Raw genomic sequence first — 24,111 nt, forward strand, 5'->3', positions numbered from 1 at the left:
TGTGACTCCTTGTGATCATGAGCGGGCGGCGTCGTGGCCGATCACCCGCAGGGACCAGTTGAGCAGTTGACCCGGCTGGCTGTTGTTGCGCTCGGTCAGGGTGCTGCGGCGGTTGGTGTTGAGGTCAACCAGGGTCAGCTGGCGGCTGCTGTTGGAGACGTCGGTCACCTCCAGTCGCCACTCGCCCTGGGCCGCTTCGCCATAGAACTTGTGGGAGAGCATGCGCATGTCGCGCAGCCCCTTGGTGCGCACGTAACCCAGCTGCTGCCGGTCGAGGGATTGCCCCACCAGGCTGTTGTTGGGGTTGAGCAGCACGCTGCGGGTACCGGACGGGGAGACCAGCTCGATCAGCAGGTCGGGCAGGCGCTGATGATCCAGGCTCACGGTGACCTGGACCGCTTCCACGGTCAAGGCTTGCGCCACCTGGGTGCTGGAGCGGGTGGCACTGCTGCCCACATCCGCGATGCTCCCTTCACTGCGCGGCACCGTGACCTTCTGAGCCGGCAACTGCACCAGCGGCGGCAGCGGGGTGTGGTTGGCGGCGGCGGTCAGGGTCTTGTTCACGTCGATGAGACCAAAGCCATAGGTGGGGCTGTACCAGAGGCCGGCGGCGTTGCGCTCCCACCCTTCCAGGCCGGTGACCTGGCGGGGTTGACCGTTGGCGGCGGTATAGCTGACCTGGACCGGCTGCTGGCCGGCATCGATGCGGGTGGCGTTGCGGGCCAGCAGATCGCGCAGATCCCGCACCGACAGATCCGGATAGGCGGACATCAGCAGTGCCATGGCGCCCGAGGTGTTGGGGGTGGCCGACGAGGTGCCGTTCATCACGCCGTTGTAGTCACAGGTGGCATCCAGCTGCGGGTTGTTGTGCAGCCGGTTGGTGCTGGGATCGTCGGTGCGGTTGTAGCCCATGTCGCAACCGGGCAGATCCGTGGTCACCATGGCCGGCGCATCGGTACCGTACTCCCCGCCGGGGGCGCTCAGGAAGACGTTGCTGCCGACGCTGGAGTAGGAAGAACGCACTCCGTCGGCGTTGATGGCGCTCACCACCAGGTTCCAGAAGTTGCTGTTGGAGGGGTCTATGTTGCTGTTCTCGAACGGCAGCTTGGGCAGGACGCCGGTGCGGCTGAACATGTAGTCGCCCGCGGCGATGCGGTTGAAGCCGTTGCCTGCCGCCTTGATGTAGGCCGCGCCCTGTGCCTGCTGGGTCTGCTGCTCGAACAGGCGATCGAGCTGAACCTGATCCAGCCCGCTGGCGCTTTGCGGATCCACCAGGCTCATGCCGTAGCTCTGGTTGAAGACCCGGTTGTCGGCGGTGGCGGTGCTGCCGCCCAGCGCATAGATCCAGTCTTTCTGCAGCTGCTTGCTGCGCTCATCCAGCAGGTTGAACCCCTGCAGCTGGACACGGGGGGCTACCCCCAGGGTGCCGATGCCGTTGTCGACCGCCCCGATCAGGCCAGAGACCGAGGTGCCGTGGGCACTGTCCGGATCGGTCGGGGTGGGGTCGCTGCTGCCGGTCACCACGTTCTTCGAGCCGGGGCGCACATTGTCGGCCAAGTCCGGGTGGGCTATGGCCAGGCCGTCATCCACCACGGCCACGTTGATGCCCTGACCCTGCACGCCGGTACGGTGTGCCCACCAGAGGTTGAGGTCGTTGCCTGCCACGCCGCCGCGGGAGCTGAAGGCATTCTGGCCGCTGTTGAGCAGGTGCCACTGCTGATCCTGCAGCGGGTTGATGCCGGGCAGGCAGCGCGCTGCGCTGCTGCGGCCGGTATCGAGGCCGGCTTCTTTGCCGGTCAATGGGGTACAACTCTCACTCGCCTGAACTGAAGCGATGGGCAGGGCCGAGAGCAGGGCCGAGATTGCCAACGCTAACGATGTTTTTCTCATTAATAAACTCCATCTTATATCGCACCGTCCTGGGTGCGACTGGCATCTATACACGGGAAAAACAGAGTCAAAAAGCACTCGTTCTGATTCTGAGATAAGGCTCAAAAAAATCCCACAACAAATATTTTACAGACCATGTGGGGGTTCCTGTGAATCCTTTTATGTGGTGTATTGAGAACTTTTCTCAGCTGGCTATTGTTGATATTTATCTTTGTAGAACAACCTATTAGTAACTGTTCATTAACGTTTGGTGAGGATGCCGGTGCGAAAGGGGTGTGCGGAGCGGCGTGAAATGGGAGGCGCCCCGTGCTGGCGGGGGGGCCGCCGAGATCGAAAGCAGAGTGAGGGTCAGTGCAGGCAAGCCACACGGCGCCAATGGCGCCGTTTGGGATGAAGCCGCTGGTCGGCAGGGAAGGCGATTTGATCAGCGCCAGAATGGCGCGAAACTCCGGATGACCGGACGGAGAGGCCGGTCGGCAGGAGAGCTATTTGATCAACGCCAGAATGGATCGAAACGCCGGATGGCGGCAATCGCCCAGCAGCTCGTAGAGGCACATCTCCACCGAGGTGAGTTCGGCCCCGTGCGCTGCCAGCTTGTGGATGGCGAGCTCCCGGTTGGCGGCGCTGCGCGACGACACCGCATCCACCACCAGCGACACCTGGTTGCCCGTGTCCAGCAGTCCCTGTACCGTCTGGTAGACGCAGATATGGGCCTCGATGCCGCACACCAGCCAGTGGCTGACGCCCTGGCGGGCGAGGGCGTCGGCCAGTGCCGGTTCCCCCAGGGCACCGAAGCTGTGCTTGGGCAGCACAAGATCGCCTGTCTGCATCAACTGCAGCTCGGGCACGGTGGCCCCGAGCTTGTCCGGGTTCTGCTCCAGCCAGACAACCGGCAGGCCCAGCAGTCTGGCCCCCGCCACCAGTCTGGCGGTGTTGGCGATCAGGGCGTCGCTCCCCTCGACCAGCCGGGCCAGTTTGCCTTGAAGATCGACGACCAGCAGGCCGGTGTTCGTGGTGGTCAGCATGGATACTCTCCAGGATCAGAGTGAGACAGTGGCGCCGAGTGGGCGGGCGAGGGATGCGCGCGACTGGTTCCACAGATAGATAAGGGTCAGCGCGATGACAGTACCGATCGGAAAGGCGAACAACTGCAGGGCGACGAAGCACCAGAAGACCACCTTGAAGGCCGTCACCTGTTCGGTGAGCCCGCGGTAGGCCACATAGTTGAAGGCGAGCACAAACAGGGCGATGGCGGTTGCCAGGCCAAGGCTGAGACTCTGCGATGGTGCCATGTCAGCCGGGTGGAGCGGGCTGACCGTGACGACGGCCCAGGCAACGAACGCAATCATGGCGAGGGAGAGCATGGTCGCAACGACAAAGATGGCCTTGGTGAGCAGATGTTGTTTGGGGGTCATGAATACTCCTTGAATATGGCGTGGTCTTGCTCCCTGCTGATGATTTAGCGAGCTCTCCATGTCGTTCGCGACTGACAAGGTGACGCATAAAACATGAGTCACAGTGCTCTGTCGATAGAGTCTAAACCTACCGGCGATACCGGCACTGGTCAAAAATAAAGTAATTCAAATTGTAAATGTTGTGACAGTTAAACCCGCTGGGCCACCAGTTGAAATACTCAATATCGACCCGTTAACCGGAGGCAGAACATTAACCAAAGCGACGGTTAAACGCCTCTTTGCTAACTTTCCGCTCCATCTGTGAATTGCATTTAGGGCAAAGAGTCTGCTTTTTCCCACTGATAGTCCATTTATAATATGTCTTTTTTATAGACTGACCACAGATACTGCAAGAGGATGGCTTTCCAAAAATGGCACCTATCACGACAAAAATAATTAATGCAACTAACCATTCCATTTATTGGCTCCTCAATCAGGTTGATAGCTGGTTTTGGCGTTCAAAAACTGCAGCGTGGTGCAGATCAATTTTTTCATTTATATAACAGTCGGTAGACTTGACCAGGTCTCTGATAAATCGGATAACTTTTTCCAACTCATCGCGTTTTATAAGATGGGGGGCTAGTACGCCAGTGCTGATAGGCTTAGAACGATGCGCAGCTTCACCACGTTTTTTAATCCATTGATTGAGTGTTGAGCGCGCTTTATCAGGCTCGTAATTCGACCAGCGCCACCCCTCTGTGACATCAAACCCAAGATAATCCATAAATATTTTTTTCGTTTTATCTGAGGTTGGATTATGAAATGACTTTAAATCTGCATGCAGTTTCTTCAGGATAAAATCACCCAAGTAACTGCCCTGTACTATGGCTAATTTTTTATGCATTTCCTCAACCAGCCGATCTTCCACATAGGTTTCCCAAGCAGTGAGTGCCATTACCAGACCTGCGCGTTTTAAAACTTCACTGCTGGGTGGTGGGGGATTGGCATTGATACCGTCGAAATGGGCTAGCAGCTCTTCGGCATCTTTAATTGAATACTCAAATCCTTGAATCGCTTTTGACATATTCCTTGCCCCTATTTTTTTAAGCTATTTAGGCCTGCTCAATATCGACAGTTATAGTAATTAAATATGTACCACGGCCTCTATATTGTTCCCATCTGGATCAAGCAAAAATGCGGCGTAATAATCAGGGGAATAGTGAATGCGAGGTCCCGGTTGTCCGTTACAGCGAAAGCCTGCTTGAATACCTGCCAAGTGAAAAGCATCGACTTGTGCTGACGTCGTGGCGCTGAAGGCAAGATGGCAGGGGGTGTTTCGGTCGAATTTCTCGATCAAAAAGCTCACCTTGTCATGACCGATCAGACCAAAACCGGCAGCAGCGTCATCTGCCCACTTGAGTTCCATATGCAGTGGGCGGAGCACGGTTTGATAGAAGTGCTTGCAGTCGTCAAAATGCATTGTCTTGATTTCAACGTGATCGATCACGGCAACTCCTTGGCTGGCTGAATAAAACTATCTCCTCTGTTAATTGCGATCATAAGGGTCTGGTGCTCACATCGCCGCTACCGTGCCTGAATGGCGCTGTCAGTGCGCGCCTTCTTCCACAGGGTGAGCCTGACAAAGCGAACCTGGCACCCTGACGCAAAATGGTACCGAATGACCACAATAAGTCACTTGAGGCCCGTTTGGGGAGGGGGTCAAGCAATAACTGTGTGGTTTATCAAAGATTTCTTGTCATGGGTACCCGGCAGAGCCGAGTGCCGGGCTTCACTGCCATCCGGTAAAGCTTGCCCGGTTTTGTTGCTTGGCGAAGAGAAACGGCTCTGTTATGGTGTGCTTAATTAGCCGTTTGGATGGCTAGATGGTTGCGGTGGTTCAAGCACGACTCTGCCATCGCACCAGCCGTTGAGATGTTTACAGGGAGTTTTTATGCAGCGTCGTTCCTTCTTTGCCCTTTCCGCCCTGGCCCTGCTGGCCGGTACTCTGCCATTGGCCGCGCTGGCTGCCGATCCAGCCAAACAGGAGATCGTCATCGGCACCACGGTAGGGGATTTTGCCGACATGGTGACCGATTCCATCAAGCCGCAGCTCGAAGCCAAGGGCTATCAGGTCAAACTGGTGGAGTTCACCGACTACGTGACCCCCAATATCGCGCTGGCCGACGGCTCGCTGGATGTGAACTGCTTCCAGCACAAGCCCTACCTGGAGAGCTTTGCCAAGGATCGGGGGCTGTCGCTTGCCCCCATCACCCAGGTACCGACCGGCCCCATGGGCCTCTATGCCGGCAAACTGGGAGAGCTGAAGGCGGTGAAGGAGGGGAGCACGGTGGCCATTCCGAACGACCCCACCAATCAGGCGCGGGCGCTGCTGATGCTGCAGGATCTGGGCTGGCTGACCCTGAAGGAGGGGATCAACCCGCTCAAGGCGAGCGAGTTCGACGTGGTGAAAAACCCGCACAACCTCAAGCTGGTGCTGCTGGAGGCGGCCCAACTGCCCCGCTCGCGCGAAGACGTGGACTTCTCGGTCATCAACGGCAACTTTGCCGCCTCAAGCGGCATTCCCTTCAGCTCAGGCCTGTTCCTTGAGCGCAGCTACGACTTCATCAACTGGGTGGTGGTAAAAAGTGCCGATGCGGACAAGCCCTTTGCCAAAGACGTGGCTGCGGCCTACAACTCGGCTGCCTTCAAGGCTTATGCCGCCAAGCGCTTTGTCGGTTACAAATACCCCGAAGGGTGGCAAGGAGCGAGCGCCAGCAACTGAGTGGCCAGCATCACAGACTTGTAAAAAAAACGGGCACCCGCGGGTGCCCGTTTTTTTGTGGCGTGCGGATGTCAGTAATGGCGCAGCCACCAGCGGACGGCGAACAGCGCGGTGAGGCTGCCGAGCAGGGCGCTTGCCAGCACATCCAGCGGCCAGTGCATGCCGATCAGCATGCGCGACAGGCCGATACCGATGGCCCACAGTGGCAGCAGCCAGGCACCGGCAGGGGCGCGCGCCAGCCAGATCAGACCGAAGAACTGGGCCAGGCTCATGGCGGCGATGCTGTGGCCGGAAGGGAAGGCGTAGTTCACCTCCGCCTGCCAGTGGTTGGCGAGCCACTCGGGCAGTGCCAGCAGCTGGCTGGCGGCATGGACCTGCTCGCTGCGCACCTCCACCTTGCCGGCGTAGAACTGCTGGATGGCGGGGATCAGCTGCTGGCTCTCCAGCCAGAGCAGGTAGGGGCGGGGCTCCTCGGTCAGATGCTTGATCAGGCTCTTGATGAGCCAGTCGCCGGCCAGCACGGCAAACAGGGCGCCGCCGAGGGCCAGCAGCGCCGGCAGGCTCAGCGTCAGCTTGTGACGGGTCAGCAGCAGCAGGGCCAGGATGCTGACGGCGATGCCGGGCACATCCACCATGCGGGTGAGGGCGTAGGGCCACCAGAGCCAGTCCGAGTGCAGGGCCTGGCTCATGAACGGTTGCCAGGGCAGGCAGGCCAGCAGGAGCAGCGGCAGGATCAGGGCGGCACTGAAACACAGCACCTGGCGGCGCGGCAGGGAAGAGGCGTGAGTCGGCATAACGGGGCTCGGCAAGGTGCCCATTCCTGGGCAGCAAAAAAAGAGGCGTCATTGTGCCAGCCCAGTCCGGTCGGTCAAGTCGCGCCCTGCGCGCTGTAACACGGGGTTACAAATGAGCGTGGTGATGGCCGACCCGACTAGTGCAATCCGGCTGGTGACAAGGGGGAGCTCCCGAGGGTGCTTGTGCAGGCCGCGCCACTCGGTTGAGCAGAGATGAATCAGCAGCGCGCTGGTTCCCGCCAGAATGTCGCGGCGGCGGCCGCTCATGGATGAATAAGCATCTGAAACTTCGGTCTGTTTGAGCTAGAATGGCGCGCTTGTGGCCGCTAGTGAAGTGAGAGAGCCCGATGAAGATCGTTGTTGATGAAAATATGCCCCACGCCCGTGAGCTGTTTGCCGAATTTGGCGAGGTCATCCCGCTGCCCGGCAGGCAGATGCAGGCGGCGGATCTGCAAGAGGCCGACGTGCTGCTGGTGCGCTCCGTCACGCGGGTGGACGCCGCACTGCTGGCCAGCTGCCCACGACTGGGCTTCGCCGGCACCGCCACCATCGGCACCGATCACGTGGACAAGGGGCTGCTGGCCGAGCGGGGCATTCCCTTCTTCAGCGCCCCTGGCTGCAACAAATATTCGGTCGGCGACTATGTGCTCTCCGCCCTGCTGGTGCTGGCCGAGCGCCATGAGCTCAACTTGGGCGCGATGAGCCTCGCGGTCATCGGTGCCGGCAACACCGGCGAGTGTGTGGCAGGCAAGGCCGAGGCGCTCGGCATGCGGGTGCTGCGCTGCGATCCGCCCCGTGCTCGCGCCGCCGAGGCCAGCGAGGCGGCGCAGTTTGTCGACTACCAGCAGGCCCTTGGCGCCGACATCGTCAGCTTCCACGTTCCCATCACCCACCAGGGGCCGGACGCCACCTTCCACCTGCTGGATGCGGCGCAGATTGCCGCCCGCCCGGCCGGGCAGATCCTCATCAACGCCTCCCGTGGCGAGGTGTGGGACAACCAGGCCTTGCTGGCGCGCCAGCAGAGCCAGGCGCCGCTGCGGCTGGTGATGGACGTGTGGGAAGGGGAGCCGGAGCCGCTGCAGGCCCTGGTGCCCCACACCGAGCTCGCGACCCCGCACATCGCGGGTTACAGCCTGGAAGGCAAGGCCCGCGGCACCTGGATGCTCTATGAGGCACTCTGCCGGCAACTGGGGCGCACGCCGCGCCAGGATCTGCAGAGTTTGCTGCCGACCCCCGAGGTGCGGGAGGTGACACCGGGCCAGCCGGCGGATCAGGCCTTGATCAAGCAACTGGTCCACCTTATTTATGACGTGCGCCGCGATGACGCCCGTTTTCGCAACCGGCTCGGTGTGGCGGGCAGTTTCGATGAGCAGCGCAAACACTATCCGGAGCGGCGCGAGCTCTCTTCCCTGCAGCTGAAGGGGCCGTTTGCCGGCGATGCCCTGGCCCGGCTCGGGTTTGTCTGTCAGCCAGACTGAACACTTTACATACTTGAAGGGACGGGAGCCTTGTCCCGCCCATACCCGGTCTGGCCCGACGCCAGACCCGCTATCAGGCAGGTCCGCCTGCCAGCGGTGATGCCAGCGCGCGTCACCGGCACCATCATAGGAGAGAACAGCAGTGAGTCAGCAATTCAACGTAGCGGTATTGGGCGCCAGCGGCGCCGTGGGCGAGGCGATGATCGAGATCCTGGAAGAGCGTGCCTTCCCGATCGCCACCCTCTATCCGCTGGCCTCCAGCCGCAGCGCCGGCGACACGGTGCGTTTTGCCGGCAAGAACGTCGAGATCCTGGATGTGGAGGAGTTTGACTGGAGCCAGGTGCAGATCGCCCTCTTCTCCGCCGGGGCCGAGGTCTCTGCCAAGTGGGCACCGATTGCCGCCGAGCACGGCTGCATCGTCATCGACAACACCTCCTGCTTCCGTTACGACGAAGACATCCCGCTGGTCATTCCGGAAGTGAACCCGGATGCGCTGGCCGATTTTCGCAACCGCAACATCATCGCCAACCCTAACTGCTCCACCATCCAGATGCTGGTGGCGCTCAAGCCGTTGCACGATGAAGTAGGTATCTCCCGTATCAACGTGGCGACCTATCAGTCCGTCTCCGGCTCCGGCAAGGAGGGGGTGAGCGAGCTGGCCGGCCAGACCGCCCATCTGCTCAACGGTCGTCCGGTGGAGCCGAGCCTCTACCCGCAGCAGATCGCCTTCAACCTGATCCCGCAGATCGACAGCTTCACCGACAACGGCTACACCCGGGAAGAGATGAAGATGGTGTGGGAGACCCAGAAGATCCTGGGGGATGCCAGCATCGCCGTGAACCCCACCTGCGTGCGGGTGCCGGTGTTCTACTGCCATGCCGAGGCGGTCCACGTCGAGCTGCATCAGCCGCTCGACGCCGAACAGGTGAAGGAGCTGCTGCGCAATGCGCCGGGCGTCACCCTGTTTGACGACGAGAACGACTATCCGACCCCGGTGCGCGACGCCACCGGCAAGGACGAGGTGCTGGTGGGCCGGGTTCGCCAGGATATTTCTCACCCCTGCGGTATAAATATGTGGATCGTGGCCGATAACGTTCGTAAGGGCGCGGCGACCAACAGCGTGCAGATTGCCGAACTGCTGGTGCGCGATTACCTCTGATCGTCGAGTCCATTGGCCTGGCGGGGAGGGAAATCCGCCAGGCTGCCAGCCTGTGCACCCATGGGGTGGATGTGACCGGGGGCGCACTCTGCAGCCCCGAGAATTTTTCGCGATATCAACTGATTAAGTTTTTTCCTACACTCAGGGGCAAGTTGGGTGCTAAATGTGTCGGACTGCTGGCTTGCAACCTGAGCCTGATTTATATTGAACCGACTGTTTTGGGGTAACTATCCAGATTTTTCAATGTGATAGGGCCGTCATACGAAGGAACGAATATGGGACATTCCCGCATAACATTGGCAACGCTACTCGCATTGGGTCTGCTGGGCACGGCCCAGGCCGAAGACTCGGCGCGGGAGCCTTTTTTTGTTGAGCTCAAAGGCCCGGACGAGCCGGCTCCGCCCGCCGTCAATTCCCAGCCGCTGGCACAACCCGTCGCCGCTCCCCGCGCCACGTCCCAACCCAGCCGAGCCACGGCCCAGCCGATCGTGCGGCAGGTCGCGAGCAATGCCGGCAGTTATGGCCCCATTCGTCCCACCGACACCCTCTGGAGCCTGGCGAGCAAGTACCGTCCCTCCAGCAGTGTCAGCGTCTACCAGACCATGGTGGCGATCTACGAGAAGAACCCCCGCAGTTTCGCCGACGGCAACATCAACCACATTCTGGTGGGCTCGCGCATCCAGCTGCCCACCACCGCCGAGGCCAGCGTCATCACCGATGCCGAGGCCCGCGCCAAATTCCGCAGTGACAACGCCAGCTGGAAAGGGCTGAGCCCGAAATACCTGGCGAGCAAGCATACTCAGCCGGCCAAGCCGGTGGCCACCAAAGCGGCCCCGACCAAGGCGGCCGAGCCGGCCAAACCCGAGGTAGCCAAGGTCGCGCCCGCCAAGGCGGCGCCCATTCCGGCCCCGGCACCCAAGGTGGAGACACCCCAGCCGGCCACCGAGGTGAAGGCGGTCGCGAAGGCTCCCGAGCCGGTAGCCAGCCAGGCGGCTGCCACCAGCGCCGCCACGGCCAGCGCACCGGCGCCGTTGCCGGCCGATGTCAATCAACCGGTCGGCAAGCCCTCCACCGAGATGGCGCTGGCGCTGGAAGATGCCAACGCCCAGCTCGGCCAGGTCACCGAGATGAACCACAGGCTCAAGCTGCGGCTGCAATCTCTGACCGAAGAGGTGGAGACCCTCAAGGCCCAGTTGCAGGATCAGACTGCGCTGCAAAAAGAGATTGCCGAGCTCAAGGCCAAGCCGGTTCCACCGGTGGCACCGGCCCCCGAGCCCAAGCAGAACTGGCTGATGGACTTGCTCTCCTCGCCGCTCAACCTGGCCATGATCATCCTGTTGCCGGTGCTGCTGGTGCTGGCGTTGGTGACCCTGTGGCTGCGGGCGCGGGCACGTCGCGAGCTGGAGGAGCAGGAGAAGAGCCTGTCCGAATCCACCGCCATGGTGATGGATCAGGAGAGCAGCGAATTTGACGAGCTGATGACGGTCGGCATCACCGACGACGAGCCGGTAAGACCGCGCCCGGATCTCAACACGCCGGATGGCTACATGGCGGTGGAAGAGCCTGCTGCGCCGGCCGACCTGGTATTCAGCGACGACGGCGAGATGGACCTGGCCAGCTTCGATGCCGAGCCGACCCCGCCTGCCAAGGCCGCCATCCGGGATCCGGATCTGGTGCCCGAGCTGGATCTGGCCCATGACGAGTCCATCACCCTCGACTCCGAGCCGGATCTGGATCTTGCCAGCGAATTCAATCCCAAGCCCAAGGCTGGCAACGAGATCATGAGCGAAGAGGAGCTGCAGGCAGCTCTGTTCGCCGAGCTGGATGCAGACCTGGAAGCCGATCTGGCGCTGGACGGCAGCGATGACGGTCAGCCCGATGCCGACCCCATGGTCAGCGACGAGGATCTCGCCTCCTTCGATTTGAGCGACTTCGAGACCGCCTTTGCCGAGCCAGGCGCCGACAAGGCTACCAGTGCCACGGCCGATGCCAGTGCCGATGAGCTGCTGGCGGAGTTGGGGCTGGAGCCCGAGCCGACCAAGGGGAAACAGGAGGCCGCTGCAGATTTGGAGTGGGATCCCAACGAGCTGGCCCTGGCCGATTTCGAGGACGCCTTCGCCGAGGTGGAGTCCCATCCGGGCGAGGTGAAGCCACGGGAGCAGGCCCAGGAGAGCGGCTATGTCGAGATCGACAAGCTGCTGGCCGAGGCAGATGCTACCACCACCGAGCAGGAACCCTATCAGGGCTTCTCGCTGGATGTGGGGCTGGATGGCTTCCCCGAGGTGCTGCCGGAGTCCACCGGGTTTGACGTGGATGCCGACGATGGCGGTGTGGGTGCCAAGCTGGATCTGGCCCGTGCCTACCTCGAGATCGACGACAAGGATAGCGCCCGCGAACTGCTGCAAGAAGCCGCGGAGCAGGGCACCGAGCATCAACGGGCCGAGGCCGAGAAGCTGCTCAAACGCCTTGGTTAGAGAGCCAGCGCATAGTGATGAAAGCAGGGGCAGCCGATGGGCTGCCCCTTGTTTTTGGCATCGGTGTTTTGGCGCCTGGTCTGGCCTGGACGCGGCTATTTGGGATTTTTGAGGCGAGACGCGTATAATCCGCCCCGTTTCGTTCACCGCCCCTTTTCATCAGAAGACAAGTTTATCCATGCGAATTGCCCTAGGTATTGAATACGACGGCAGCCGGTATTTCGGCTGGCAGCGTCAGCGCGAAGTGATCAGCGTACAGGAGGAGCTGGAAAAGGCCCTCAGCCGGATCGCCAATCACCCCGTCTCCATCCAGTGCGCAGGGCGCACCGATGCCGGTGTCCACGCTACCGGCCAGGTGATCCACTTCGATACCGATGCGAATCGCGCCGAAGGGGCCTGGACCCTGGGTCTCAACTCCAACCTGCCGCCGGACATCGCCGTGCGCTGGGTCAAGCAGGTAGACGAGGGGTTTCATGCCCGTTTCAGCGCCACCGCCCGTCGCTACCGCTACGTCATCTACAACCACAACTACCGGCCGGCTATTCTCGGCAGTGGCGTCAGTCACTACCACGAAACCATCGATGCCGATCTGATGCACCAGGCGGGCCAGAGCCTGCTCGGGGAGCACGACTTCAGCACCTTCCGGGCCGTCGCCTGCCAGTCCAACACCCCCTGGCGCAATGTGACGCACCTGTGTGTCAGCCGCTCCGGCCCCTATATCGTGCTCGACATCAAGGCCAACGCCTTCCTGCATCACATGGTGCGCAACATCACCGGCTCCCTGCTGCTGGTGGGGCAGGGGCTCCAGCCGGTGGAGTGGATTGCCGAGGTGCTGGCAGCCCGGGATCGCAACCTGGCAGGTCCGACTGCCAAGGCGGGTGGACTCTATCTGGTGGACGTGGATTACCCGGCGGAGCTGGGGTTGCCGCAGATGCCGCTGGGCCCGTTGTGGCTGCCGGACTCGGCACCGGGTACGACCAGTTTTTAGTAACTGGCCCCGAAAATTTGTGGTTTAATGATCCGTCATTTATTGCCATCGAGCTATTAAGTCATTGAACAATCTAGGCTCGATGCGTTTTGTCAGGCACAAAAGCATTAAGGAATTCCATGAGCTGGCTTGAGAAGATCCTTCCCAAGAGCAAGATCACTACACCTCGTCGTCACAACATTCCGGAAGGGGTGTGGACCAAGTGCAGTGCTTGTGAACAGGTGCTCTACCGGGCAGAGTTGGAGCGCAATCTCGAAGTGTGCCCCAAGTGTGATCATCATATGCGCATCAGCGCCCGTGCCCGTCTCGAGAGCTTTCTCGACGAGCAGGGCCGCACCGAGATCGGTGCCGAGCTGGAGCCGCAGGATGTCTTGAAATTCAAGGATTCCAAGCGCTACAAGGATCGTTTGTCTGCCGCCCAGAAAGAGACGGGAGAAAAAGATGCGCTGGTGGTGATGAAGGGGACCCTCAAGGGGGTGCCGGTCGTCGCCTGTTCATTCGAGTTCTCCTTCATCGGTGGCTCCATGTCCTCCGTGGTGGGTGCCCGTTTCGTGCGCGCCGTCGAGGAGAGCATCAAGGAAGGTCGCGGTCTGGTCTGTTTCTCCACCTCGGGTGGTGCCCGCATGCAGGAGGCGCTGTTCTCCCTGATGCAGATGGCCAAGACCAGTGCGGCGCTGGACCGTCTGTCCAAGGCCGGTCTGCCCTATATCTCCGTGCTGACCGACCCCACCATGGGTGGCGTCTCCGCCAGTCTAGCCATGCTGGGTGACATCAACGTGGGCGAGCCCAAGGCACTGATCGGCTTTGCCGGTCCGCGCGTCATCGAGCAGACCGTGCGCGAGAAGCTGCCGGAAGGCTTCCAGCGCTCCGAGTTCCTGCTGGAGAAGGGCGCCATCGACCTCATCATCGATCGCCGCGAGATGCGCAACCGTCTGGCCAGCCTGCTCGCCAAAATGCTGAATACTCACGTCATCGAAGAGTGAAGATGAGTTCCAACATGCAACAATCCCAAAGCCGGTCGCTGGTCGACTGGCTTTCTTATTTGGAGCAGATCCACCCGGTCAACATCGACATGGGGCTGGATCGGGTCGGCGCCGTGGCCCGCCGCATGGGTCTTACCCAACAGCCGTTCAAGGTGATCACGGTGGCGGGCACCAACGGCAAGGGCTCCAGCTGTGCCATGGCGGCCAGCATACTGATGGAAGCCGGCTACCAGGTCGGCGTCTACTCCTCTCCCCATTTGCTGCGCTTCACCGAGCGGGTGCGGATCAACGGGGCCGAACTGGCCGACAGCGATCACTGCACCGCCTTTGCTGAGGTAGAAGCGGCCCGCGGCGAGATTGCCCTTACCTTCTTCGAGTTCGCCACCCTGGCGGGCTTGTGGCTGTTCCGGCGCGCCGCGCCGGATGTGCTGCTGCTGGAAGTAGGGCTGGGCGGTCGGCTGGATGCCACCAATGTGGTGGAGTCCGATGTCGCCATGATCACCTCCATTGCGCTCGATCACTGTGACTGGCTCGGGGATACCCGCGAGGCGGTGGCGGTGGAGAAGGCGGGGGTGTATCGCGCCGGCAAACCCGCCATCAGCGGTGAGCCCAATCCGCCCGTCACCATCGCCAGCGAGGCGGCCCGCCTCGGTGCCTACCTGCGTCAGGTCGGCATTGATTTTCGTGGCGATGAGCACGCCACCGGTTGGGATTATCACGGCCTTCATCAGTGGCGCGACCTGCCCAAACCGGCCCTGCCGCTGATGAACGCGGTCACCGTGCTGGCGGCGCTGGAGTCCCTCGGTCTGCCGTTGCCGGAAGAGGCTATTCGGCAAGGATTGGTCAATGCCCGGCTGGCCGGGCGGATGCAGCAACTGCAAAGCGCGCCGCTGGTCATCGTCGATGTGGCCCACAACCCCCATTCAGCCGCCTATCTGGCAGCCCAGCTGCGCAAGATGCCCTGCACCGGCGTGCGCCGCGCCGTGGTCGGCATGCTCAAGGACAAGGACATGGCGGGGTCGCTCGCCGAGCTTGATGGTCTCATCGGTGAATGGTATCTGGCCAGTCTGACCGGCCCGCGGGCGGCGAGCGCGGCCCAGCTGGCGGCCGCCCTTGGCAGCGAGCGGGGGCCGGCGACCACCTTTGACAGCGTGGGGCAGGCCTATGCTGCTGCGTTGGCCGCATCGAGTCCTGATGATATGGTCATTGTGTTTGGTTCGTTTTACACTGTTGCCGACATTCTGGCGGGTGTCGCCGTCTAGGCCACACCCCGGCTCCCCGGCCCTCTGGCGGGGAGCCAAATCGCATATTGAGTTACGTAAAGGTAGGATTCAACTTGGCCTCTAAGTTTCAAAACCGTCTGGTGGGCACCGTCATCCTGGTGGCCCTGGTTGTCATTTTTCTGCCGGATTTGATGGACGGCCACAAGCTGGAGCAGAAGGAAGAGGCGTTTGCCAAGATCCCGCTGCGCCCGGAGCTGGAGCCCGCCAAGCCCGCCTTGCAGGTATCGGCCGCCAGCACCCTGCCGGCGGAGCACCTGGCCAGTCAGCAGCAGGCCTCTGCCGCCGAGCAGTGGCAGGTGGAGGAGGTATCTGAGCCGGTAACCCTGGGGGCCAAGCAGGGCCAGCCGCCGGTGCAACAACCGGCCGCCAAGCCGGTGACCCCGCCCGTTACTCCGCCAGTGGTCAAGCCCCAGCCCAAGCCTGAAGTGATCGCCAAGAAACCGGTGGAGCAGCCCAAGCCCAAGGTGGTGCCGCCCAAGCCGGTCGAGGTGCAAAAACCGGTTGAGAACAAGCCGCAGGCGGGCCAGATCAAGTCGATGGACGATCTCATCGCCAGCAAGATGGGACAACCGACCACAACGACTGCCCCGGCGCCAGCGGCTACTGCACCGGCCCAGGGCAGCTGGATCCTGCAGCTCGGCGCCTTCAAGAACGTAGACAGCGTCAATGCGCTGGTGGGCAAGCTGCGGGCTGCGGGCTACTCGGCGCACACCTCGCCGCGCACGCCGGTCCAGGGTCAGCTCAACCGGGTCTTCATCGGACCGGATGTCTCCAAGGCCAAGCTGCAGGGCATGCAGAGTCGCATCGGTCAGATGACCGGCTTGAGTGGTTCCGTGGTGGCTTACAACCCCTAACAGGGTCGACAAGGTAAAAAAATACCGCGCTGCATCTTGGATGAGCGCGGTATTTTTTTAGATGCATTTCACCGGTTTGGGCAGGCCGCCAATCTTGGTGGCCTGCTTGGCGGGGCCTTCCGGGAACAGCTTGTAGAGGTAGCGGCTGTTGCCCTTCTCGGGGCCGTACTGCTTCTCCATCGCCTTGACCAGGGCGCGGATGGCGGGGGAGGTGTTGAACTCCAGATAGAAGGCGCGCACGAAGCGCACCACTTCCCAGTGCGGCTCCTCCAGCACGATACCTTCCTGCTCGGCCAGAACCAGTGCCAGCGCCTCGCTCCAGTCGTTGCTGTTGAGCAGATAACCCTTGGCATCGGTTTCGATGAGTTGGCCGTTGAATTCCAGCTGGTGATGCTCGGACATGGTGGGCTCCTTGTGGCCTGTCAGGATTGGGCGGGCATGGTAGCGCCTTGTTCCCGGGTGAGCAACCGGCTCTCGTTGGCCAGGGTGAGCAACTCATCCGCCAGCTGGCTGATGAGGTTGAGCTGCTGGGTCAGCATCAGCTGCTCCTCGCTGCTGTCCGGGGTGATGACCGGGCACTGCCCCTCGATCTGCTCCGGCATCTCTCCCGCCAGGTGACCGGCAGCCCGCTCCAGAGTGTGGCTCAGGTGACGGCTGATCTCGCCCAGCTCGCCGATGGCCTCCAGCTTGTCGCGATGGGCCCCCAGCGCCGAGATATAGGAGAGCAGGGCGTGGTTGCGCCAGGTGAGGGTGAAGCAGAGGTCGAGAAAACGACGGCGCTTTTGCGGCTCCACCAGCATGCTCTGCCAGGCCATGGCCAGCTCGCTGTCTGCCAGATGGGCGCTCTTGCGCGCTACCCGGTAGTCGATGGACTCATCCCGCTGCTGTTGCAGGCTGGCGAGCACCGCCGAGAGATAGCGGGCGTTGGCCGAGAGCGAATTGGCGATCAGGGTCGGCAGCCGCTTGTATTGCCAGTCCGGCCACAGCCAGGCCACCAGGGCGTAGGAGAGCAGGCAGCCGAGGAAGGTATCGAGCATGCGCGGCCCCAGGATGGCGAAGCCGATGCCGTCCAGCAGGTTGAACGCCATCAGCACGTAGAGGGTGATGAAGCAGACCGCGGCGCTGTAGTTGCTGCGCACCTGGGTGAAAAACAGGAAGGCGGCCAGCCCCATCACCACCAGCTGTACGTGCAATTCGGGGAACAGCCAGAGCACCGGGATCCCCACCAGCAGGCCGGCGAAGGTGCCGAGCATGCGCTGTACCAGCCGGCGACGGGTGGCGCTGTAGCTCGGCTGACAGACGAACAGCACGGTCAGCAGGATCCAGTAACCCTTGTCCAGGTGGAACGCCTGCAGGATGCCATAGCCCACCACCAACCCGAGCGAGAGCCGCAGGGCATGGCGAAAGACCATGGAGTTGGGGGTGAGGTGCTGTTTGAGCTGGGTCAGCAGCGGCAGGCGGGCGGGCCGGGCCAGAGGCGGCAGGCTCTGCGGGGCCTGCTCGGGATTTTGCAACTCCTCGGCGCTTTGCAGCAGCTGGTTGATGCTGGCCAGATTGCGGCGCAGAAACTTCATCGGCGTCAGCAGGGTTTTCGGGTAGTGCTGCTTGAGGTGGGTGAACTCCAGCTGGTCGCCGAGGGCCTCCAGCGTCCAGTGGATGCGCTTGTTGTGGGCATAGGGCTTGTGCACCAGAATGGCGTAGCCGAGCCGCTGACACGCCTCGGAGAGCTGCAGGAACACCTCCTGAAAGCCGTCAAGCACGATGCCCTGCTTGAGCTCGGCCTCCAGCTTGCTGTAGGGGTAGTGGCTGGAGGTAGCCCGCTCGTGGATCTCCAGCGCCAGCAGGTAGAGGCGCAGCAAGCTGGCCAGCTCGGGGGATGCCCGGTGACGGGTGCTGAGACGGGCGTTGAGCGCCGACTTGGTGAGCGTCAGGGCGTTGACCAGGTTGATGTTGAGCTGGGCCAGGTTGTGACGAATGGCCTGGGCGCCGTGCTCGTCGGCCGGAAAGAAGCGGGATTTTTCCAGCAGATAGCGGGAGAGGGCAAAGTAGCTCTGGGCCAGCTGTTCGTGCAGGGTCTTGTAGGGCAGCAGCCAGAGCCAGACCAGCGATACCAGACCATACCAGAGTGCTCCGGCGCCGAGGGCCAGCGGTTGATAGAAGAGATCCGGCGCCTTGGCGGCCCCCAGCATGGTGTAGATGGCGATGAGCAGGGAGCCGAAGCTGATGGTGGCGTAGCGCTGACCGAGCGCCCCCACCATCACGAAGATAAAGGTGGAGCCCGCGAGCCCCAGGGCGAACAGCCAGGGCGTGGGGAAGAGGTACTGCACGCACAGGGAGGCGAACAGGAAGCAGAGCAGGGTCATGGCGAGGTTCTTGACCCGGCCCCACAGACTGTCGTCGGTCTCGGCGATGGCGCCGGCCACCACCCCGAGGGAGAGCAGCACGGTGAGCTGGATGTCGCCGGTCGCCAGGGTGAAGGCAAGCAGCCCCATGATGGCCAGCAGTACCTTGAGGGCGAAATAGATATGACTGTCAGTCAGCAAACGGCGCAACAGGCCAGAGAAATCCATGGGCATGGGAGAGCGCAACCCTTGAGCGGAACGAAAACCAGAGCATAACCGGTCAACAACGAAACGGCCCTGATTTGGATCAGGGCCACTTCGCTTCATATCCTTGATTTACAACTTATCCTGACAGAAACAGGTGCCAATAAAAACCCCGCCGAAGCGGGGTGTTTGATTAGTTGCGGTTGCCGCCAAGCAGACTCAGCAGGCTCAGGAAGATGTTGTAGATGGAGACGTACAGGGTGACGGTGGCGGAGATGTAGTTGGTCTCGCCGCCGCGCACGATCTGCTGGGTGGTCAGCAGGATGGCGCCGGAGGAGAACAGCATGAACATGGCAGACAGGGCCAGGCTCAGGGCGCTCATCTGCAGGAAGATGTTGGCGATCATGGCCACCAGCAGCACCCAGAAACCGACGAACAGCATGCCGCCGATGAAGGAGAGGTCACGCTTGGTGGTCAGGGCATAGGCCGACAGACCGAAGAAGGTGAGTGCGGTGCCGCCGAGCGCGGTCATCACGATCTCGCCGCCGCCGTTGTTCATGTACATGTTGATGATGGGGCCGAGGCTGTAGCCCAGCAGACCGGTCAGGGCGAAGGTGAACACCAGCCCCATGCCGTTTTCGCGATTCTTCTCGGTCAGGAACATCAGACCGTAGACGCCGATGAGGAAGATGGCCCAGTGCAGGGGCGGCATGTTCATCACGGTGGCTACCCCGGCCACCACGGCAGAGAAGCCAAGAGTGAGGGAGAGCAGCATATAGGTGTTGCGCAGTACCTTGTTGGTATCGCGCGCGGCACTCTGGGTGCCGGTATAGATAGAACGGGTATCCATCTTGGGTGTCCTCTTGATTTCCGGGGTGAGGCGGCAATCCGCCTCGTTAACGCATTGTATGCACTGAATGTCGGGATGACGAGCGCTGATTTCAAGCCCCACCCCAGCCTGTTGCCCCCTACTATCCCAAATCAAATATGTATTGCATATGAACAAGGGGCTGACGTAGTATGCACGCCGTTCGGAGGGGTGGCAGAGCGGCTGAATGCACCGGTCTTGAAAACCGGCGATGGGCGACCATCCGTGGGTTCAAATCCCACCTCCTCCGCCATCTTTAGAAAAGTCCCGGCAACCAATTTGGTTGCCGGGACTTTTTGCTATCCGGCCGCCGGTGTTTTCGGGTCATGGTGCCGTGGTGGATGGCGGCGGCTGGTATTTGCTGAGTATCAGCAGGGTGAGCAGGCAGCAGGCGGCGCCGGCGTAAAAGGTGAAGGCGGGGCCCAGATGGTCCCACAGCATGCCTGCCAGCAGGCTGGCCAGCAACATGGCGAGGCCGCAGACGAGGTTGAAGAAGCCAAACGCACTGCCGCGCAGATCCGCCGGGGCCGTGGCGGCCACCATGGCGGCCAGCAGCCCCTGGGTCATTCCCATGTGAATGCCCCACAGCATCACCCCTGCCAGCAACACGCCCCAGTGGGTGCTGGCCGCCAGCACCAGGTCGGCGGCAATCAGTACCAGTAATCCCCAGATCAGCAGCGTGCGGTGACTCATGCGATCCGAGAGGCGGCCGAACGGGTAGGCGCTGAGGGCATAGACCAGATTCATCGCCACCATGACCAGCGGCACCAGCGCCAGCGCCATGCCGCTTTGTTGGGCACGCAGCACCAGAAAGGCTTCGCTGAAGCGGGCCAGGGTAAACAGGGTGCCGATCAGCAGCACCCAGCGATAGGGTTTACCCAGCCGGCGCAGGTTGTCGCGTCGCAGGGGGTTGCGGCGCTCGCGCCCATCACTCTCTCTGGGTTCCCGCAGGCCGATGGCGAGCAGGGTGACCGAGGCCAGCCCAGGAATGACCGCCAGCCAGAAGATGGCGCGAAAATCATCGTGCCAGAGCAGCATCAATCCCACGGCCAGCAGTGGCCCCAGCAGGGCACCGACCGTGTCGAGGGACTGGCGCAGGCCAAAGGCGGCGCCGCGCAGCTCAAGGGGGGTGAGGTCGGCCACCAGTGCATCACGGGGGGCGCCGCGAATGCCTTTGCCAATTCTGTCCAGCAGGCGGGCGGTCAGTATCAACCCGCTGCCAGTGGCGATGGCGAACAGCGGCTTGGTCAGGGCTCCCAGCCCGTAACCCAGCAAAGCCAACACCTTTCGTCTCCCCAGATAGTCGCTCAAGGTGCCGGAGAAGACCTTGACCACCAGTGCCGTGGCCTCCGCCATCCCTTCGATGAGCCCGATGGTGAGGGCGCTGCTGCCGAGCACAGTTACCATGAACAGGGGCAGCAGGCTGTGGATCATCTCGGACGAGATGTCCATCAGCAGGCTGACGAAGCCCAGCACCCAGACCCCGCGCGGGATCCGGCGGGAGGGAGGGGCTGGGTCTTGTCTGTTGCCTGTCGTCATCGGGGGGAGCCTTGCCTCGCATCAATTCCCACAGAGCATAGCCAGCCCGGCGACCCAGAGGCGGCCGGGCTGGCTTGCTGCGTGATTACTGTTCGATATCGAGTTGAGCCCGAACCGGTTGCCGGTTGCGCAGAGTGGAGATCAGCACCAGCGTGGCGATGGCGGCCAGCAGGGTGAAGGAGGCGGAGTAACGGCTCAGCTCCAGCCCGCCCTTGCTGAGCGGCTTGTCCAGAAAATCCCCCACCACGGCTCCCAGCGGCCTGGTCAGAATGAAGGCGGCCCAGAACAGCAGGGTCCGCGACACCCGGGTCAGGTAGTAGGTTGCCACGATGGCGACCAGCATGCCGCCGAACAGCACGGCACTGCCTGCATAACCAAAGCCGGCCTCGTCTGCGGTCCAGTCACCCAGTGCGGTGCCCAGCGTCTGGGAGAACATGATGGTGACCCAGTAGAACAGCTCGGTGCGCGGGGTGGTAATGCTGCCGGTGGAGATGCTGCCCTGCAGCCGATACCAGAGCAGGAAGGAGCCCATCAGCAAGGCCAGCAGCAGGGTAGAACCACCGGCATAGCCCAGCCCGAGCGAGCGATCGGCAAAGTCTGCCAGAGTGGTGCCGACCGTGGTGGTGGCGATGATGGTGGTCCAGTAAAGGAGGGGGTTATAGGAGGTCGCTGCGATCTGCGCGCTGACCGACACGAAAAAGATCACGGCAAAGATGGCCGTACTCACCAGATAACCGAGTTCCATCGACATGGAGACGGCGTCACCCCCCGTCTCCCCCAGGGTGGTCGCCAGAATCTTGATGACCCAGAACGCCAGGGTGATCGCTGGCACCTTGCTGATTGCTGCGCTGCTGTTGTGCATGTTAACCCTCTCTCGCATCTGTCGTGTGACGAGGACTCGTCAGGGAACAGCCTCGCCGAGCAGTCTTAAGCAAAACTTAAGGACGAGCGGTCGTCTGAGAAAGAGTGGTGCGAGCGCCAGGCGGGGAGGTGAGTCGTATATGTGTGACTGTTTTTTGAGCGACTGCATAACACGGGTATCTTAATTTTTCCTTAAGTATCGTCGGCTAGGCTGTCGGTTTGCTGATGCTTGTTGATATACATCACATTATTGAGGATATTTGAAAATAGTATATTTGGTGTTTTCAGCACGCTGTTACTATCCGGCGCCAAATATCGGCGTGTCGACTCTGGTTCGGCTATTTCGACGTGTAATAAAGAAGCGTAACAGGGAGATATGCATGCCTTCTTTTCTTAGAATAAGAATTGTTCCATTTATTTTGTTGTTGGCATTTATCTTTGCCTTCTTGCTCAACTGGCCAGTTCTGCTGCATTTTTATGAGATATTGACGCAGCTTGAGCATTTTAAAATCGGGTTTGCCATCTCCATTCCCATCGTATTGGTAGCGGCATTGAACTTTGTATTCATGCCATTCTCTGTGCGTTATTTCATCAAGCCTTTCTTTGCCTTTCTGTTTATCACCGGTGCCATTGCCAGCTACACCATGATGAAATACAAGGTGCTGTTTGATGGCGACATGATCCAGAACATCTTTGAGACCAACCAGAGCGAGGCTTACTCCTACCTGAGCGTGCCCATCGTGGTCTGGGTATTGCTGGCCGGAGTGCTGCCGGCGGTACTGCTGTTCTTCGTCAAGATAGAGTATCCGGCCAAATGGTATCAGGGCCTGTTGCAGCGCGGCCTCTCCATGCTGGCCTCGCTGGTGGTATTGGGGCTCATCGCCGCGGCCTACTATCAGGACTATGCCTCGGTCGGGCGCAACAACCAGACGCTGAACCGGGAGATCACGCCGGCCAACTACATGTACAGCACCACCAAGTATCTCTACAAACGCTATCTGGCGGAGCCGGTGCCGTTCCAGCGCATGGGCGACGACGCCAAGCGGGTGGCCGGCAAGGAGAAGCCGACCATGATGTTCCTGGTGGTGGGGGAGACGGCGCGCGGCAAGAACTTCTCCATGAACGGCTATCACAAGGAGACCAACCCCTTCACCAGCAAGCAGGCGGGGATCATCTCCTTCAACGACGTGCGCTCCTGCGGCACGGCGACGGCGGTCTCGGTGCCCTGCATGTTCTCCAACATGGGGCGCAACCAGTTCGACGGCAACCAGGCCCGCAACAGCGAAGGGTTGCTGGATGTGCTGCAAAAGAGCGGTATCTCCATCTTCTGGAAGGAGAATGACGGCGGCTGCAAGGGCGTGTGCGATCGGGTGCCGAACATGGTGGTCAAGCCCAAGGATCACCCCAAGTTCTGCGACAAGAACACCTGCTATGACGAGGTGGTGCTGGAGGGGCTGGACGACGAGCTGGCCGGCATGAAGGGGGACAAGCTGGTGGGCTTCCACCTGATCGGCAGCCATGGCCCGACCTATTACAAGCGTTATCCGGGGTCGCATCGCCATTTCCTGCCGGATTGCCAGCGCAGCGATATCGAAAACTGCACCGATCAGGAGCTGGAGAATACCTACGACAACACCATTCGCTACACCGATTTTGTGATTGCCAGCATGATCGAACGGCTGAAAAAATATGAAGACAAATACAACACGGCGCTGATCTATATTTCCGACCATGGCGAGTCACTGGGGGCATTGGGGCTCTATCTGCACGGCACCCCTTACAAGTTTGCGCCAGATGATCAGACCCGGGTACCCATGCAGGTGTGGATGTCGCCCGGTTTCTCCAAAGAGAAGGGGATGAACCTCGATTGTCTGCAGCAGAAGGCAGCCAATACCCGTTATTCCCACGACAACCTGTTCTCGTCCATGTTGGGGATCTGGGATGTGAATACGGCGGTATATGACCAGCAGCTGGATATCTTCAGCCAGTGTCGCAGCGTGCAGTAACGCCATATTGAGATAAAGGGGAGCCTGGCTCCCCTTTTTATTTGGGCGCAGCCTGATGATGACCCGTGAGCGGCTTGCCAACCTGACCAGATGGGTCGGGTAAAGCACGTTATCTGGTGTATGATGTCACTGCTCATTAATTGTGCTGTTCGCCAACGGGATGTGGCGGGGCTGACCGCCAGGATAAGCGGCGAATTAATCTGCCAGCAGCT

Annotated in this window: 21 protein-coding genes and 1 tRNA gene; 10 read left to right on the forward strand and 12 right to left on the reverse strand. The window is 61.2% G+C overall.

Annotation, left to right across the window (positions count from 1 at the left end; genetic code table 11):
* Positions 1–15: 15 nt before the first annotated feature.
* The 6 genes from asp to OKC44_RS06580 form a co-directional block, all read right to left on the reverse strand.
* Positions 16–1,890: a serine protease Asp gene (asp, locus tag OKC44_RS06555; protein ID WP_045789489.1), complete on the reverse strand. Its 1,875-nt coding sequence runs from the start codon at positions 1,888–1,890 to the stop codon at positions 16–18.
* 485 nt (positions 1,891–2,375) lie between these two features.
* Positions 2,376–2,915, reverse strand: a complete 540-nt coding sequence (locus OKC44_RS06560) for an isochorismatase family protein (RefSeq protein ID WP_270811691.1) — start codon at positions 2,913–2,915, stop codon at positions 2,376–2,378.
* Between the two features lie 15 nt (positions 2,916–2,930).
* The gene (locus tag OKC44_RS06565; protein ID WP_270811693.1) at positions 2,931–3,305 is read right to left on the reverse strand and encodes a hypothetical protein; all 375 of its coding nucleotides are present in this window, start codon (positions 3,303–3,305) and stop codon (positions 2,931–2,933) included.
* Between the two features lie 250 nt (positions 3,306–3,555).
* The gene (locus OKC44_RS06570; protein ID WP_080722256.1) at positions 3,556–3,762 is read right to left on the reverse strand and encodes a hypothetical protein; all 207 of its coding nucleotides are present in this window, start codon (positions 3,760–3,762) and stop codon (positions 3,556–3,558) included.
* 15 nt (positions 3,763–3,777) lie between these two features.
* On the reverse strand, positions 3,778–4,368 hold the full coding sequence (locus OKC44_RS06575; protein ID WP_044800289.1) for a HEPN domain-containing protein: 591 nt from the start codon (positions 4,366–4,368) through the stop codon (positions 3,778–3,780).
* 60 nt (positions 4,369–4,428) lie between these two features.
* Positions 4,429–4,791, reverse strand: coding sequence for a VOC family protein (locus OKC44_RS06580; protein ID WP_270811702.1), 363 nt, complete (start codon positions 4,789–4,791; stop codon positions 4,429–4,431).
* A 444-nt stretch (positions 4,792–5,235) separates the two neighbouring features.
* Here OKC44_RS06580 and OKC44_RS06585 point away from each other — a divergent pair, with 444 nt between their 5' ends.
* Positions 5,236–6,066 (forward strand): MetQ/NlpA family ABC transporter substrate-binding protein, encoded by an 831-nt coding sequence (locus tag OKC44_RS06585; RefSeq protein ID WP_043168457.1) that lies wholly within the window; start codon positions 5,236–5,238, stop codon positions 6,064–6,066.
* A 71-nt stretch (positions 6,067–6,137) separates the two neighbouring features.
* On the opposite strand, the gene OKC44_RS06590 is transcribed toward OKC44_RS06585, so the two are convergent.
* Positions 6,138–6,884: a phosphatase PAP2 family protein gene (locus OKC44_RS06590; protein WP_270811706.1), complete on the reverse strand. Its 747-nt coding sequence runs from the start codon at positions 6,882–6,884 to the stop codon at positions 6,138–6,140.
* A gap of 323 nt (positions 6,885–7,207) precedes the next feature.
* On the opposite strand from OKC44_RS06590, the gene OKC44_RS06595 reads away from it, so the two are divergent.
* The 7 genes from OKC44_RS06595 (at position 7,208) to OKC44_RS06625 (ending at position 16,079) form a co-directional block, all read left to right on the forward strand.
* Positions 7,208–8,338, forward strand: coding sequence for a 4-phosphoerythronate dehydrogenase (locus OKC44_RS06595; protein WP_270811709.1), 1,131 nt, complete (start codon positions 7,208–7,210; stop codon positions 8,336–8,338).
* Positions 8,339–8,480: 142 nt separating this feature from the next.
* Positions 8,481–9,497, forward strand: coding sequence for an aspartate-semialdehyde dehydrogenase (locus OKC44_RS06600; RefSeq protein ID WP_270811712.1), 1,017 nt, complete (start codon positions 8,481–8,483; stop codon positions 9,495–9,497).
* Positions 9,498–9,772: 275 nt separating this feature from the next.
* Positions 9,773–11,971: a FimV/HubP family polar landmark protein gene (locus OKC44_RS06605; protein WP_270811715.1), complete on the forward strand. Its 2,199-nt coding sequence runs from the start codon at positions 9,773–9,775 to the stop codon at positions 11,969–11,971.
* Between the two features lie 178 nt (positions 11,972–12,149).
* Positions 12,150–12,959: a tRNA pseudouridine(38-40) synthase TruA gene (gene truA, locus OKC44_RS06610; protein WP_011706494.1), complete on the forward strand. Its 810-nt coding sequence runs from the start codon at positions 12,150–12,152 to the stop codon at positions 12,957–12,959.
* Positions 12,960–13,078: 119 nt separating this feature from the next.
* Positions 13,079–13,942: an acetyl-CoA carboxylase, carboxyltransferase subunit beta gene (gene accD, locus OKC44_RS06615; protein ID WP_011706493.1), complete on the forward strand. Its 864-nt coding sequence runs from the start codon at positions 13,079–13,081 to the stop codon at positions 13,940–13,942.
* Between the two features lie 2 nt (positions 13,943–13,944).
* Complete coding sequence (gene folC, locus OKC44_RS06620) at positions 13,945–15,204, forward strand: bifunctional tetrahydrofolate synthase/dihydrofolate synthase (RefSeq protein WP_270811718.1); 1,260 nt, start codon at positions 13,945–13,947, stop codon at positions 15,202–15,204.
* 74 nt (positions 15,205–15,278) lie between these two features.
* Entirely contained in the window at positions 15,279–16,079 is an 801-nt protein-coding gene (locus OKC44_RS06625; RefSeq protein ID WP_039213273.1) for an SPOR domain-containing protein, read from the forward strand.
* A gap of 57 nt (positions 16,080–16,136) precedes the next feature.
* Here OKC44_RS06625 and OKC44_RS06630 read toward each other — a convergent pair whose 3' ends face one another.
* The 3 genes from OKC44_RS06630 to OKC44_RS06640 all read right to left on the reverse strand — a co-directional run bounded on the left by OKC44_RS06630 (position 16,137) and on the right by OKC44_RS06640 (position 19,475).
* The gene (locus OKC44_RS06630) at positions 16,137–16,481 is read right to left on the reverse strand and encodes a TusE/DsrC/DsvC family sulfur relay protein (protein WP_011706490.1); all 345 of its coding nucleotides are present in this window, start codon (positions 16,479–16,481) and stop codon (positions 16,137–16,139) included.
* Positions 16,482–16,501: 20 nt separating this feature from the next.
* Entirely contained in the window at positions 16,502–18,655 is a 2,154-nt protein-coding gene (gene yccS, locus OKC44_RS06635; RefSeq protein ID WP_270811720.1) for a YccS family putative transporter, read from the reverse strand.
* A gap of 163 nt (positions 18,656–18,818) precedes the next feature.
* The gene (locus OKC44_RS06640; protein ID WP_016351136.1) at positions 18,819–19,475 is read right to left on the reverse strand and encodes a Bax inhibitor-1/YccA family protein; all 657 of its coding nucleotides are present in this window, start codon (positions 19,473–19,475) and stop codon (positions 18,819–18,821) included.
* Positions 19,476–19,658: 183 nt separating this feature from the next.
* Here OKC44_RS06640 and OKC44_RS06645 point away from each other — a divergent pair.
* Positions 19,659–19,746, forward strand: a tRNA-Ser gene (locus OKC44_RS06645).
* Between the two features lie 71 nt (positions 19,747–19,817).
* Here OKC44_RS06645 and OKC44_RS06650 read toward each other — a convergent pair.
* Both OKC44_RS06650 and OKC44_RS06655 read right to left on the reverse strand, forming a co-directional pair.
* Entirely contained in the window at positions 19,818–21,032 is a 1,215-nt protein-coding gene (locus tag OKC44_RS06650) for an MFS transporter (RefSeq protein WP_270811723.1), read from the reverse strand.
* A gap of 85 nt (positions 21,033–21,117) precedes the next feature.
* The gene (locus OKC44_RS06655) at positions 21,118–21,894 is read right to left on the reverse strand and encodes a COG4705 family protein (protein WP_270811726.1); all 777 of its coding nucleotides are present in this window, start codon (positions 21,892–21,894) and stop codon (positions 21,118–21,120) included.
* A gap of 379 nt (positions 21,895–22,273) precedes the next feature.
* Between OKC44_RS06655 and OKC44_RS06660 the strand changes: the two genes are divergently transcribed.
* A complete protein-coding gene (locus tag OKC44_RS06660; RefSeq protein ID WP_101150900.1) occupies positions 22,274–23,899 on the forward strand; it encodes an MCR-3-related phosphoethanolamine--lipid A transferase in 1,626 nt (541 codons plus the stop codon).
* Positions 23,900–24,111: the final 212 nt, after the last annotated feature.

The sequence above is a fragment of the Aeromonas sp. S41-2 genome (genome assembly GCF_027705845.1).
Lineage (GTDB): Bacteria > Pseudomonadota > Gammaproteobacteria > Enterobacterales > Aeromonadaceae > Aeromonas > Aeromonas hydrophila.

Bases quoted from the DNA above. Each gene is read 5' to 3' on its own strand.
- asp (WP_045789489.1), bottom strand. From the start codon at position 1,890: ATGAGAAAAACATCGTTAGCGTTGGCAATCTCGGCCCTGCTCTCGGCC.
- OKC44_RS06560 (WP_270811691.1), bottom strand. From the start codon at position 2,915: ATGCTGACCACCACGAACACCGGCCTGCTGGTCGTCGATCTTCAAGGC.
- OKC44_RS06565 (WP_270811693.1), bottom strand. From the start codon at position 3,305: ATGACCCCCAAACAACATCTGCTCACCAAGGCCATCTTTGTCGTTGCG.
- OKC44_RS06570 (WP_080722256.1), bottom strand. From the start codon at position 3,762: ATGGAATGGTTAGTTGCATTAATTATTTTTGTCGTGATAGGTGCCATT.
- OKC44_RS06575 (WP_044800289.1), bottom strand. From the start codon at position 4,368: ATGTCAAAAGCGATTCAAGGATTTGAGTATTCAATTAAAGATGCCGAA.
- OKC44_RS06585 (WP_043168457.1), top strand. From the start codon at position 5,236: ATGCAGCGTCGTTCCTTCTTTGCCCTTTCCGCCCTGGCCCTGCTGGCC.
- OKC44_RS06590 (WP_270811706.1), bottom strand. From the start codon at position 6,884: ATGGGCACCTTGCCGAGCCCCGTTATGCCGACTCACGCCTCTTCCCTG.
- OKC44_RS06595 (WP_270811709.1), top strand. From the start codon at position 7,208: ATGAAGATCGTTGTTGATGAAAATATGCCCCACGCCCGTGAGCTGTTT.
- OKC44_RS06605 (WP_270811715.1), top strand. From the start codon at position 9,773: ATGGGACATTCCCGCATAACATTGGCAACGCTACTCGCATTGGGTCTG.
- truA (WP_011706494.1), top strand. From the start codon at position 12,150: ATGCGAATTGCCCTAGGTATTGAATACGACGGCAGCCGGTATTTCGGC.
- accD (WP_011706493.1), top strand. From the start codon at position 13,079: ATGAGCTGGCTTGAGAAGATCCTTCCCAAGAGCAAGATCACTACACCT.
- folC (WP_270811718.1), top strand. From the start codon at position 13,945: ATGAGTTCCAACATGCAACAATCCCAAAGCCGGTCGCTGGTCGACTGG.
- OKC44_RS06630 (WP_011706490.1), bottom strand. From the start codon at position 16,481: ATGTCCGAGCATCACCAGCTGGAATTCAACGGCCAACTCATCGAAACC.
- yccS (WP_270811720.1), bottom strand. From the start codon at position 18,655: ATGCCCATGGATTTCTCTGGCCTGTTGCGCCGTTTGCTGACTGACAGT.
- OKC44_RS06640 (WP_016351136.1), bottom strand. From the start codon at position 19,475: ATGGATACCCGTTCTATCTATACCGGCACCCAGAGTGCCGCGCGCGAT.
- OKC44_RS06650 (WP_270811723.1), bottom strand. From the start codon at position 21,032: ATGACGACAGGCAACAGACAAGACCCAGCCCCTCCCTCCCGCCGGATC.
- OKC44_RS06655 (WP_270811726.1), bottom strand. From the start codon at position 21,894: ATGCACAACAGCAGCGCAGCAATCAGCAAGGTGCCAGCGATCACCCTG.
- OKC44_RS06660 (WP_101150900.1), top strand. From the start codon at position 22,274: ATGCCTTCTTTTCTTAGAATAAGAATTGTTCCATTTATTTTGTTGTTG.